This window comes from Acinetobacter sp. UBA3132 (assembly GCF_002364825.1).
Taxonomy (GTDB): domain Bacteria; phylum Pseudomonadota; class Gammaproteobacteria; order Pseudomonadales; family Moraxellaceae; genus Acinetobacter; species Acinetobacter schindleri.
The window spans coordinates 1,304-13,602 of record NZ_DEZM01000113.1; the positions used below are offsets into that span (position 1 = coordinate 1,304).

Here is a 12,299-nt window from a genome sequence, read left to right on the forward strand (position 1 = left end):
AAGCACCCGAAGGTGCTTTTTATGTCAAATGTAAGATGCAATTGAGAGCCTATAAAGACTGAATTAACGGTAGCGCTTTTTCCAGTGTTTCGCACGTTTTTCAGCTCGACGGTCTGCTGTTTTGTCTTTGGCAATTTTATTACCTAAAGCTGCACCACCTGCTGCACCTAACGCAGAACCGATGTAACCACCGTTAGAGCCACCCATGCTTTTACCTACAGTATAACCTGCACCGCCACCTAAAGCGCCACCAATGGCAGATTCAGTACGGTTCTTCTTGTTACTTGCTACAGCTGCACCACCAGCACCGCCAAGTGCTGCACCAATTGTTGCACCTGTGTTGCCCCCCATGTTTTTACCCAAAGCTGTACCAGCCACACTACCTAATGCACTTGCAGCAGCAACACGAGCAGTGCTGTCGGCATGAGCATTAACGGTCATCATTGACCCTGCGGCTAAAGCGGTACTTAATAAAACTGCGCTCAGTTTCATGCTGGAACTCCATATCCGTGATCGGATTATATTGTGTTTCGATGGCAGAAAATGTAACAAAAAATCGTCATTACATTGTGAAGAAAGATCTCCATATTTAGATGCTTTATTTGCGAGTTTGTAAAATAAGTAAAGAATGCGGATTAAATTGATTAAAAAAGAGGCATTAGCATTAATTTGGATCTTAAGAGAGATGCTTATCTGGATGCTTTAGCCGCAAAAAGCTTGTACTGAATAAAGATGTTCTTTATGTCTGAGAATCGTTAAACTAGGCGCAATTTTTGATTTCGCTGTGCTAAGACCCTTATTTAGCTATAGCCTTTGTTTGAGATACTTTAAAAAATGAAAGAATCGTTACGTTTACGATTAGACCAGCTCTCCGACCGTCACGAAGAACTCACTGCCTTATTGGCAGATGCGGAAGTCATTTCAGATAATAAACGCTTTCGCCAGCTTTCCCGCGAGCATAATGACCTAACCGAAATTACTGAAGTATGGACCAAGTATAAACAGGCTGAAGAAGATATCGAGACTGCTCAAGCCATGCTGAGCGATCCTGACTTTAAAGAAATGGCTCAGGAAGAGATTAAGGAAAATAAAGCCCTGATCGAACAGCTGGAAGCGGATCTGAACATTTTGATGATTCCGAAAGATCCGAATGATGCGAACTCGGCTTATCTGGAAATCCGTGCCGGAACCGGTGGTGACGAAGCAGCGATCTTCTCGGGTGACTTGTTCCGTATGTATAGTAAATATGCAGAGAGTCAGGGCTGGCGTATCGAAATCCTGTCTGAAAATGAAGGTGAACACGGCGGTTATAAAGAAGTGATCTGCCTGGTCAATGGTGAAGGCGTCTATGGTCGTCTGAAATTCGAAAGTGGCGCACACCGTGTACAACGTGTCCCAGCAACAGAATCCCAAGGCCGTGTACATACTTCAGCATGTACAGTCGCGATTCTTCCTGAGGTTGATGTGGATACTTCAGTCGACATTAACCCGGCGGATTTGCGTATTGATACTTATCGTGCATCAGGTGCCGGTGGTCAGCACATTAACAAAACCGACTCTGCGGTACGTATTACCCACATTCCAACGGGGACTGTGGTGGAATGTCAGGATGAGCGTTCACAGCATAAGAACAAGGCTAAAGCGATGGCGCTTCTGGTGTCACGTCTGGAAAATGCCAAACGTGCAGCAGCGGATGCAGCAACGTCGGAAATGCGCCGTGACCTGGTCGGTTCGGGTGACCGTTCAGAACGTATCCGGACTTATAACTATCCACAGGGTCGTATGACTGATCATCGTATTAACCTGACTTTATATAAGCTGGATGCGGTGATGGAAGGTGATTTGACTGAATTGCTGGATAGTCTGCACCGTGAATATCAGGCGGATCAGCTTGCCATGCTCGCACAGCAGAATGGTGGATAATGAATATTTTACAAGCGCTGGCTTTACGTGGTGAACCAGAAAGCTATGAACGTCAGGAAAATGCCTGGTTGCTGGAACACATTACCAAGATTGATTCTTTTGATCTGGTGATGAAAAAGAATCAGGAACTGACGCTTGAACAGGAACAGGCTTATGTTGATGCTCTGGCGCGTATTGCTGCGGGTGAGCCTTTGGCTTATGTCACTGGTTCACAACCGTTTTGGACACTGGATCTGAAAGTCACCAAAGACACATTGGTGCCACGTCCCGATACAGAAGTATTGGTTGAAACTGTACTTAAGCTGGACTTGCCTGAAGATGCTCGTGTGGTAGATCTGGGGACAGGTACTGGTGCGATTGCCTTATCCTTGGCTTCGGAACGTCCAGCGTGGTCAGTTACTGCAACTGATATTTATGAACCGACTCTAGAGGTGGCCAAGTTCAATGCTGAACAGCATGACTTGTTGCGGGTACAGTTCGTATTGGGTTCATGGTTCAAACCATTGGGGCGTCAGTTCTTTGATGTGATTGTTTCCAATCCACCGTATATTGATGCAGCCGATGAGCATATGCATGATCTGGTGACTGAGCCAGAACGTGCTTTAGTAGCAGACAATAAAGGTTTGGCTGATTTAGAACAGATCATCGCTCAAGGCAAAAAACACCTGACTGTAAATGGTTGGGTAGTACTTGAGCATGGTTATGATCAGGGGGATGCAGTGCGTCATCTATTTACCCAGGCTGGTTATAAACAGGTGCGTACTGTTAAAGATTATGGTGGTAATGACCGAGTGACCTTAGCTCAGTGGTCTCATTGATTTCCCAAATGTTGTTTTTAATAAAAAAGCGACCTTCAAGGTCGCTTTTTTAGTTTCAGGATTTTTTGATGACATCGCGCCAGTGCAGCAGACGATGTTCAAACAACTTCATAATACTGTCAGTAATCTTACCCAACACTGCCAGTAGAATAATGGCAATAATTACAATATCCGGTCGAGAGGTCTCCCGGCCATCACTGAGTAAATAGCCAATCCCTTGAGTTGCTGCAATCAGTTCTGCTGCAATCATAAACATCCAGGACAAGCTTAAGCTGTTTCTTAAACCTGTGAGAATTCCCGGTGATGCCGCAGGTAACACAATCTGCTGAATCTGTTGCCAATATTTCAGCCGGTAGACTCTGGCCACTTCAATCAGCTTACGATCCACACCCTGAATTGCAGCAACGGTATTGGTATAAGTAGGGAAGAAGGCACCAATTGCAATCAAGGTAATCTTGGAGCCTTCATCAATGCCTAGCCATAGTAACAAAAGTGGAATCCAGGCCAAACTCGGAATAGATTTGATTGCAGAAAATGTTGGTTCCAGGAAGTCTTCGGCATGACGATTTAACCCGACTAAGATCGCAAAAACTAAGCCCAAGCCACTACCAATACCAAAGCCTAAAAAGACACGCCAGCTACTTGCCCAAAGATGCTGCCATAGATCACCTTCAGCCAGTTCGGTCAGAGACTGCCATAAACTGCTGGGCGCAGGCAGTAAATAAGGCTCAATTACACCATTGCGAACCAGAATTTCACATAACAAGATCAGGATCACCGGAATGGTGATCCCTTTCAACAGACGAATACCACGAGGAAGGGCAACAGATTTAGGTTGATCTTCCTTCACAAGTTGTTCGGAGATAGTGTTTGGTGCAGACATTACTTCTTAACAACCTTTTGCGCATATTTGCTATCAAAGAGCTGAGTTACGACCTGATTGACATTGGTGCCTTTACGTACCAAATCTTCTTCAGTCAGAATAGAACCTGCTTTTTGTAATGCAGCAATATGTTTTGCTGTTGGAATGTTTTGATCCAGATTGGTACGGCTCAGCTGTAATTTCGCCACTTCAATTGGCAGTTTGGCTTCACGGGCTAACAGTTCAGCCAGCTTATCCGGATTGGCTTTGGCCCATTTACGCGCCTGTTCATAGACTTTAATGACTGCATCAACGGCTTCAGGACTTTGCTTGGCGAAGTTTTCTTTAATACTGAGTACACTATATGAGTTAAAGCCGACATTGCGATACAGCAATTTCGCACCCGACTGCACCTGCGCAGAAGCCATCAACGGATCAAGACCCGCCCAAGCATCGACCTGTTTACGCTCTAAAGCTATTTTTCCATTTGGGTGTTGCAGGTGTACCAGCTCAACATCACGTTTACCCAAGCCGACGGTATCTAAAGCCTGTAGCGTAAACAGAAATGGATCGGTGCCTTTGGTGGCAGCAATTTTCTTGCCTTTTAAATCCTTGAGAGATTTGATATTGGAATCTTTGTTAACGACCAGCGCAGTCCATTCAGGCTGGCTTTGAACATAAACCGTTTTGATTGGGCTACCATTGGCACGGCTAAGTACTGCCGCCAAACCTGCGGTTGAAGCAAAATCTGTACTACCACTGTTCAGATATTCAAGCGAGCGATTACTGCCTTGGCTAAATACCCATTTAATTTTGGTTTTAGGCAATGCTTTTTCCAGTAGTTTTTGCTCCTTAACCACCAAGCTGGTAGGTGCATAATAAGCGTAATCCAGTTTTAATTCGCTTGGAATTGCTGCTGCTGTCAACCCGCTCACTAGAGAGATAGAAATAGTAATTAAGCCTAATTTTGTTGTTGCTAAAGTTTTTTTCATGAGGAGCTCTAATTTATTTAGGAAATTTTCGACATAAATAGCGGTAAATGAATAAACAGACAAAAAAGAAAAACAGATAATCAAATCAACAAATAAAATATAAAGGTGTAAATTTTAATAAGTTATTGTTTATAATTAATTTAATTGTAATGAAGGTGATTTTTTTAGACTTAGCTGAAATTTCTACAAGATTATGGCTGGATTTGATAAGCAAATATTTTTAAATCTCATTGCATTGATTCTGTGCAGGATAAACCTCTATAAAAAAGCGACCCTCAAGGTCGCTTTTTTATTTATATTTTTACATTGGATAATCTTGTAGACAGTCAGAAACTTCGACCTGATCTAGTGTATTGGTTTCCATTGCCAGACATAGGGTTACCACTTTTAATGTATCTGCAATGAACTGTTCATCTTTCAATGCAATCCCTTGCTTCAGGCTTTCAATACGTTCAGCAGAGATTTCTAATGCCGCCGCCGCGTCAAGAACATCGATACGATTGAGGAAAGTCACCACTGCATCTTTCAAAGCTGAATCAGATGCGTTCAAAATCCCTTGATTGAGCTGTTCAGAAAGAAGGTCCGCAGAATGAAATAAAGCATTAGAGAAGTTTTGAACCAGGTTTTGGCCAAGAACATCAGTCATGTTTAACATAAGAGTACCTTAAGTAGGGAGAGGAATGAGCAACTAAATAGAGGCATCAAATTGTGTGAAAAATAATCTAAATTAACGATAAATACAAAGAAATTGGGATGACCGTAGAGTCTCATTTTATTTGGTGATAAAGCTTGAAAACCAGATGTTCTGTAAAATTAAAAACTTAAATATAAAAAGCTGATATTAATCGTTTTTAAGTCTAATAAAATATTTTTAATTGATAATTAAACTGCTGCGGTCATAGTTTGATTTGCTTCCTATTTGGGCAAAGATTAGTCTAAGAAAAATTCAAAATGACATGGATGAGCTATGGATATTCAAAATAAAGTCTTTGTAGTGACGGGTGGAGCTTCAGGACTCGGTGCCGAAACGTCACGCTATCTGGTTGAGCAGGGCGCTCAAGTCGTACTGGTCGATATGAATCTTGAACTTGGGCAGAGTCTTGCACAAGAACTTGGGGAACAGGTGCAATTCCAGCAATTAGATGTGACTGATGAAACAGCTGCCAGTGAATTTTTTAAGATATTAGAACAGACGCATGGGCAACTCAATGGATTGGTAAACTGTGCAGGTATTGCGCCGTCTGCTAAAGTACTTGGTCGTGATGGATTGCATGACTTGGCAATGTTCCAGCGTGTGCTGAATATCAATGTCACGGGCACATTTAATATGCTGCGCTATGCTGCTGAGCTAATTTCAAAATATGAATTAAAACAGGGCGAAGAGGAACGTGGTGTGATCATCAATACCGCCTCTGTAGCTGCATTTGATGGACAGATTGGACAGGTTGCTTATTCCGCATCTAAAGGGGCAGTAGTTGCCATGACTTTACCACTGGCACGTGAACTCGCTAAAAATGCGATTCGTGTCATGACGATTGCTCCGGGAATTATGGAAACGCCGATGCTAAAAGGTTTGCCGCAGAATGTACAGGATTCTCTTGGGCAGATGGTACCGTTTCCTCCACGTTTAGCTAAGCCATCTGAGTATGCAAAATTAGTTGGACATATTCTTGAAAACACCTATCTGAATGGTGAAGTCATTCGTTTAGATGGAGCAATTAGGATGGCAGCAAAATAGCCTAAGCTATATTAATTCCTTAAGTTACCGGTTAATGCTGATCCTAAAATAAGTGTAATGGATTAAAAAGAATTCAACTTTTTTCGAAATGAGCTTCTACTAAACTAAAAATATACTTTCAACATGCAAAAATTTAGCCTCTTAGATAAGAGGCTAAATGATAAATAAATTCGCTTTAATTTTTATAATTGTACTTTTGCATGATCAGTATCTGGCTCTTCAGGCTTGCCAGTAATATTGCCTTTTAAGACTTTTAGTAGATGAGTAACTTTATTGTCCTTCACATTCCAGTACTCTGCGCTGACTGCTTTGGCAATAAGCACACGTACACTCGGATCATCCTTGCCTTCAAACCAGTTTTCTGCCCAAGGGTTCCATAATTCTTCAATCAAGATACGGTCGGTACTGATTTCGCCATGAGCACTGATAGAGACATAGATATCATCTGATGGTTTGGCAAAGGATAAACCAAGATGCTGACGACCTGCATTAATTGCTTGGACAATATCATTAGTGTCTTTCATGATGAAATACAGATTCTGACTTTCATGCATTTTTTCTGAATTAAGCATGGTCATTGGCTGGGAGTGAATTTCTTGAGTTTCAGCCTGATGGCTGATCATAGTGAAACGCACATCTTTAATGAGTTCCCATAATTTTTCACGGTCATTGTGTTCTGAATATTGTTCTGTCATATGCTGCTCCATATTCTTGTTAAAGGTTAAATTTGGATAACGTTAAGCAGCTTAATCATATTTATAGCAGGATGCTGTAACTCTCACTGAACTCGTACATTTACATACTTAAATTGAGAAGAGCACTACACGAATTACCATTAAACAGGTTTTAGTTACAGCACAGTAAAAATTATCCGATAAATTTTTTAGATAGAAGCTAATAGGAGATTCGGAGCAAGCAAAGCATAAAAATAATGATAAGTTCTGCAACATTATTGTAAGTTAAATTAATCAGTTGATTTTGAGATTTCATTGTAATTACAAATTGTAGACGTTTTTGAGTGTTTCAAAACAAATACCTGATTTTATATTTTTTAAAAAGAGACTTTTAGCCAGTTTAAGTACTTATTCTTTAAGAGAGCATCAACCGAATTTTTGAAGCAAATAAACAGAAAAGGAGATCCGGGTTAAGGATTCAGTCGACTTTATGGAAGATTTAATTTAAGAAAAACGTGATATCTTTCGGGTCAATATAGTGCAGGGATTTTTGTTTTCCATTAACCATAAGAACGGCACAAAGATTTTGACTACAGAGAATTTTATAGGCTTCCTGATTTTCTTGAGATTTAAGCTGAACTTTTCTTAATTTTTCTGAGTAATTCATTAAATCATTTTGAGCACGTTGCTTTGCTTCAGTTTCGATATAAGATAAATATTTTACTGAGCCGAACAATAAGACCAGAATAAAGTAAGAAGCAAAAAGCTTACGATTAAATTGTCTTTCATTTTCTAATTCAAAAGAGCTGTTATGGATCACCGGTCTATGCTTTGTATCCTTATGAATAGCGATCCTTAAATTTTGTAATTTTTTATGGAGCCATATATTGCCTCCAAAATTATTAAAGATGGAAGGTACAGCAATAAAAAGTACAAATAAAGCCAAAGTAAAATACAGTGTATGAACAAGGCTCTTTAAAAAGCCATAATACAATTTATCTTGAACGGTAAGATTTAGTACAGTAATGTCGGCGCCAAATATACTGATATAACCTGCAAGAAATACCTGAGCTACAAGATAAAGTAGTGCAGTTAAAGCAGTAATGATCAAGGCAGCATCTAATGAAAAATTAAATTTCATTTTATCTAAGTTATTTTTGTTGAATACTTTATTAAATGTTATTCATCATTTTAAATCAACAAGATGAATTGAAATTATAGATTCATCTTTTAAAGAACACGGACGGTATAGTGGTAGACGCTTTAAACACTGAATTCGAACTCACCGATGCGGAAATGCATTTGTATGCACGTCAAATCCTGTTAGAAGGCTGGGACATCGAAGCACAGGAAAAACTAAAATTTTCCGATATTTGTATTATTGGCTGTGGGGGAATTGGCTGCGCACTCGCGGAGTTACTTGCCCGTGCAGGTGTGGGAAAAATTACCCTGATTGATCCAGACACGATTGAGATCAGTAATCTGCAGCGTCAACTCGCATTTACCCCACAAGATATCGGCTTTTATAAAGCAGAAACGCTAGCGAAACGTTTACAACAGATTAATCCGCATGTGCAAATTGAATATTATAATCAGGCAATATCTATCGATAATGCACAAGACCTGATTCAGCATCAGGATTTGGTTTTGGATGGATGTGATCAATTTGAAACCCGTTATCTAGTGAATCAAACCTGCCGACAGTTTGATGTAGCATTGATCAGCGCCTCTGCGATTGGTCTACAAGGCCAACTGTTTATGATGGAAGGTGATTCTGCCTGCTATAACTGCCTGTTCCCGCAAGAAGATCAAACTGATACAGCCATGCGCTGTGCGGATTCTGGTGTGCTGGCGACAACACCGAATGTCATGGCAAGTCTGCAAGCACATCATGCTTTGCTTTATCTGGGACTTGGAAAAATGCCATTGCGACAAAAGCTGCTGTTATGGGATGGTCAGAGCATGCAGCAACGTATTCTCAAATTTGAGAAAGATGCGAATTGTCCAATTTGTCAGGCAAGATAGAACAGATCAGCCTGAATATTTGTTACACTCGAGAAAATTTGAAATTACGCTGACATTATGAAAAATAATATCTTCCTGGATGGTTTGCGTTCTGTGGCACGTGTCGGTGAAACCGCCGTCATTGCTGCACGTGCAGGCATCAAGTATGCGACTGAAAAACCAAGTAATGCTAAACTGATGCGTGAAACCTTTGAATCCTTAGGTTCAACATATATCAAATTAGGGCAATTTATTGCCTCTACACCCTCTTTATTTCCTCGTGAGTTTGTCGAGGAATTTCAGGGTTGTCTAGATCAAACTCCAAGCCTACCATTTAGCTATGTACAGCAGGTACTAGCATCTGAGTTTGAAGGCCGTAATCTGGATGAGATCTTTGCCTCAATTGAGGAAACGCCATTGGCTTCAGCATCTATTGCACAGGTGCATCCTGCCAAACTGGTTTCTGGTGAAGATGTGGTGATTAAAGTACAAAAACCGGGTGTAGAAACCATTCTTTATACAGATCTGAATGTACTGCATTGGGCAACCAAACTGCTTGAGAAAGCTGTGCCGAAAGTAAAATTTGCCTCTTTGGCAGATATCGTTGAAGAAATCAAAACACGTATGGTACGTGAAGTTGACTTTATTGAAGAAGCTAAAAATCTGGATGACTTCGTTAATTATCTAAATGTCACCAATAATCATGCAGCGACAGCACCAAAAGTCTATCATCAGTATTCCACGCGTCGTGTACTGACCATGCAGCGTTTGTATGGCGTGTCATTGACCGATTTTGATGTAGTGAAGAAAGTGGCTAAAGATCCTTCTCAGGTGCTGATTACTGCAATGAATACCTGGTTTGGCAGCCTGATGATGTGTGAAAGTTTCCATGCAGACTTGCATGCCGGTAATCTGATGCTACTCGAAGATGGCCGTGTTGGTTTTATCGATTTTGGTATTGTCGGTCAGCTGAATCCGGAAGTCTGGACAGCATGTATGGCCTTTATGGATGCACTGCAAAATACCAATTATGATCTGATGGCAGAAAACATGCTGAAAATGGGCATGACTGCAGTTGCCATTGACACGAAAGTATTGGCCGCAGATCTCGAGCGTTTATTTAGTGGGGTAATTATGGCAGATCCACAAGAATTGCTAAGTTCCAATCCAAGTGACCTTAATGATGTCATGATGGATATGGTCGCCGTTGGTGAACGTCATGGCATTCGCTTCCCGCGTGACTTCGCCTTGCTGTTCAAGCAAATGCTGTATTTCGACCGTTTCATGCGTATCCTTGCGCCATATACTGATATTTATGCGGATCAGCGCTTACAGATGATTCAGACAATTGACCCGAATTTATTGTTGAAGCATTAATTCTAAAAGATGAATTCCTCCCAATCTCCCTTTGAAAAAGGGAGGAGCTACACGCTCATAAAAATACTTCGAGATGTAGAAGTCCCTTTTTCATAAAGAGAGACTTAGGGAGATTATTGAAGTGATTTTAAAACTCCTGAGCAGAAATATGGACGCAATTATCATTGAAGGTTTGAAGGTTGAAACAGTAATTGGCTGTTTTGACTGGGAACGTCAGATTATTCAGCCTTTAATGCTGGACTTGGTTATTCAGACAGATTTGGAACAGGCATCCAATTCTGATGCCTTGGCAGATACACTAAATTATGCCGAGATCTGTGAAATTTCCGCACAGGTAATTCAGCAGGCACAGCCAGAATTGATTGAACATGCAGCAAAGTTAGTGCTAAACGCACTTTTTACTACCTTTACAGCAATTGAATCGATTAAGATTACTATTCGTAAGCCTGCCATTATCGCGCAAGCCAATTCTGTAGGGATACGTCTTGAACGCCACCGAAACGATATTCGCCTTAGCACTGGCGAGTAATTGTCATCCTCAGCAACATTTTCAAGCTGCACAACAACGCATTTCTACTTGGGGAGAAGTTCAATTCTCTCCCATCTATATTATTCCGTGTCGTGACGGGATTGGTGAGAATTACTGGAATTCAGCATGTCTATTACAGGTTGAAATGACAGTTGAAGAAATGCTTCAGCAGCTTAAACAGATGGAAGCGGATTCAGGACGAGTGCGTCCCTCACATCAGATCAGCCTGGATATCGATCTGATTGCCTGGGGCATTGATTTAAGTCAGATGCAGTTTAATCCCAAAAAGTTACCGTTGGCTTTAGATGTCAAAATTCCAATGCATGAGATCTGGTCACATCCGGCATTTGAATATGACCATCAACTACAGTACCCACAGGTTAAACTTAACGCAGTGCTATAAATCCTGATGTTAAACCTTGTGCAAAATAGGGTTTAAAAAGAGGAGTGGAAGCATATGCTGGTATATTAAACGAAGTCTTTTCTAGGGTTAAACCTTTAGCAGTTGTGCTGATGTGTAGCACATGTTTTGTCGGTCTAAAACGGAGTTGCAATCAGATTAGTCCCTTATAAAAGCAAAAGATAACTGGTTTCATAAATTAGAAAATTGTCAGATATATATGCTAGTTTAACGACTGTCTAAAGAAAAGCACGCCGATTATTTTTTCTTGTTGTAAAAAATAATCAGTAGTATGGTAATAACCGCTAATATGACAAGAATTATAACTGTTTCCATAACATGACTTTAATGAATATTTTTATTTTAAGCTTTTAAATTAGCCATAAAAGAATGGGAATGACCAGCAACCTTATCTATTTTATTAGCACTCCCGGAAAAAACAGGATATTTGAAGATAGTAAAATTATAACATCTATGATCAACCCTCTTCTTTAAGAAAATGTGACGGTCTATGAAGAGGTGGGCTAGAAACTCGCTTATCTATATGACCTATAAACGAATAACAGAGCTTAACTTTTATATTTGTTACTAAAATTACCAATACAAATAATAATTTAGAGCAAATTTATTGTTGAGCTGGCGTCACGATAAAGAGAATAATCATGAAAGAAAAAAATGCAACTTATCCATGCTTGGTATGTGGAAAATATTATTCCTTGAAAAATCTTACCCCGATGGGAACGGTGAGAAAAGTCATTACCGAAGAGATTGCTAAAGATATTCCAGACTGGTCACCTGATCATTATATTTGCCAGACAGATTTGACCAAATATCGCGTACAGTATGTTCATACATTGTTAAAATCTGAAAAGGGTGAAGTCACTAATCTTGAATATGAAGTGATCAAGAGCATGCGCCATCATGAGCTGATTACCAAAGATGTAGAAGCCTCCCTGGAGCAAAAGTGGACTTTTGGTGAAAG

At 40.4% G+C, this 12,299-nt stretch carries 13 protein-coding genes and 1 pseudogene; 8 read left to right on the plus strand and 6 right to left on the minus strand.

Translation table 11 applies throughout. From position 1 onward, the window contains the following. Positions 1 to 63 precede the first annotated feature (63 nt). A complete protein-coding gene (locus tag B4033_RS05650) occupies positions 64 to 492 on the minus strand; it encodes a glycine zipper domain-containing protein (RefSeq protein WP_004892936.1) in 429 nt (142 codons plus the stop codon). Positions 493 to 834: 342 nt separating this feature from the next. Between B4033_RS05650 and prfA the strand changes: the two genes are divergently transcribed. Beyond that, positions 835 to 1,923: a peptide chain release factor 1 gene (gene prfA, locus B4033_RS05655; protein ID WP_076753704.1), complete on the plus strand. Its 1,089-nt coding sequence runs from the start codon at positions 835 to 837 to the stop codon at positions 1,921 to 1,923. Further along, complete coding sequence (gene prmC / locus B4033_RS05660) at positions 1,923 to 2,741, plus strand: peptide chain release factor N(5)-glutamine methyltransferase (protein ID WP_286832629.1); 819 nt, start codon at positions 1,923 to 1,925, stop codon at positions 2,739 to 2,741. The genes prfA and prmC overlap by 1 nt, the downstream gene beginning before the upstream one ends. A 55-nt stretch (positions 2,742 to 2,796) precedes the next feature. Here prmC and B4033_RS05665 read toward each other — a convergent pair whose 3' ends face one another. From B4033_RS05665 to B4033_RS05675, 3 genes are all read right to left on the minus strand, one after another. Then, positions 2,797 to 3,624, minus strand: coding sequence for an ABC transporter permease (locus B4033_RS05665; RefSeq protein ID WP_286832630.1), 828 nt, complete (start codon positions 3,622 to 3,624; stop codon positions 2,797 to 2,799). Continuing rightward, entirely contained in the window at positions 3,624 to 4,595 is a 972-nt protein-coding gene (locus B4033_RS05670; protein WP_286832631.1) for an aliphatic sulfonate ABC transporter substrate-binding protein, read from the minus strand. The genes B4033_RS05665 and B4033_RS05670 overlap by 1 nt, the downstream gene beginning before the upstream one ends. Before the next feature lie 301 nt (positions 4,596 to 4,896). Beyond that, complete coding sequence (locus B4033_RS05675; protein WP_004815725.1) at positions 4,897 to 5,250, minus strand: hypothetical protein; 354 nt, start codon at positions 5,248 to 5,250, stop codon at positions 4,897 to 4,899. 312 nt (positions 5,251 to 5,562) lie between these two features. Here B4033_RS05675 and B4033_RS05680 point away from each other — a divergent pair, with 312 nt between their 5' ends. Then, positions 5,563 to 6,333: a 3-hydroxyacyl-CoA dehydrogenase gene (locus B4033_RS05680; RefSeq protein ID WP_286832632.1), complete on the plus strand. Its 771-nt coding sequence runs from the start codon at positions 5,563 to 5,565 to the stop codon at positions 6,331 to 6,333. Positions 6,334 to 6,515: 182 nt separating this feature from the next. On the opposite strand, the gene B4033_RS05685 is transcribed toward B4033_RS05680, so the two are convergent. Both B4033_RS05685 and B4033_RS05690 read right to left on the minus strand, forming a co-directional pair. After that, positions 6,516 to 7,028, minus strand: a complete 513-nt coding sequence (locus B4033_RS05685; protein WP_004815728.1) for a pyridoxamine 5'-phosphate oxidase family protein — start codon at positions 7,026 to 7,028, stop codon at positions 6,516 to 6,518. A gap of 478 nt (positions 7,029 to 7,506) precedes the next feature. Further along, positions 7,507 to 8,148, minus strand: a complete 642-nt coding sequence (locus B4033_RS05690) for a hypothetical protein (RefSeq protein ID WP_286832633.1) — start codon at positions 8,146 to 8,148, stop codon at positions 7,507 to 7,509. A 155-nt stretch (positions 8,149 to 8,303) separates the two neighbouring features. Between B4033_RS05690 and B4033_RS05695 the strand changes: the two genes are divergently transcribed. The 5 genes and pseudogenes from B4033_RS05695 to B4033_RS05715 all read left to right on the plus strand — a co-directional run. Continuing rightward, positions 8,304 to 9,032: a HesA/MoeB/ThiF family protein gene (locus B4033_RS05695; protein ID WP_286832637.1), complete on the plus strand. Its 729-nt coding sequence runs from the start codon at positions 8,304 to 8,306 to the stop codon at positions 9,030 to 9,032. Between the two features lie 57 nt (positions 9,033 to 9,089). After that, positions 9,090 to 10,388, plus strand: coding sequence for an ABC1 kinase family protein (locus B4033_RS05700; RefSeq protein ID WP_286832634.1), 1,299 nt, complete (start codon positions 9,090 to 9,092; stop codon positions 10,386 to 10,388). A gap of 148 nt (positions 10,389 to 10,536) precedes the next feature. Continuing rightward, positions 10,537 to 10,917 (plus strand): dihydroneopterin aldolase, encoded by a 381-nt coding sequence (gene folB, locus B4033_RS05705; RefSeq protein WP_005222405.1) that lies wholly within the window; start codon positions 10,537 to 10,539, stop codon positions 10,915 to 10,917. Beyond that, complete coding sequence (locus B4033_RS05710; RefSeq protein ID WP_286832635.1) at positions 10,874 to 11,320, plus strand: 2-amino-4-hydroxy-6-hydroxymethyldihydropteridine diphosphokinase; 447 nt, start codon at positions 10,874 to 10,876, stop codon at positions 11,318 to 11,320. The genes folB and B4033_RS05710 overlap by 44 nt, the downstream gene beginning before the upstream one ends. A 659-nt stretch (positions 11,321 to 11,979) precedes the next feature. Next, positions 11,980 to 12,299, plus strand: a pseudogene (locus B4033_RS05715) (hypothetical protein); the annotation flags it as partial.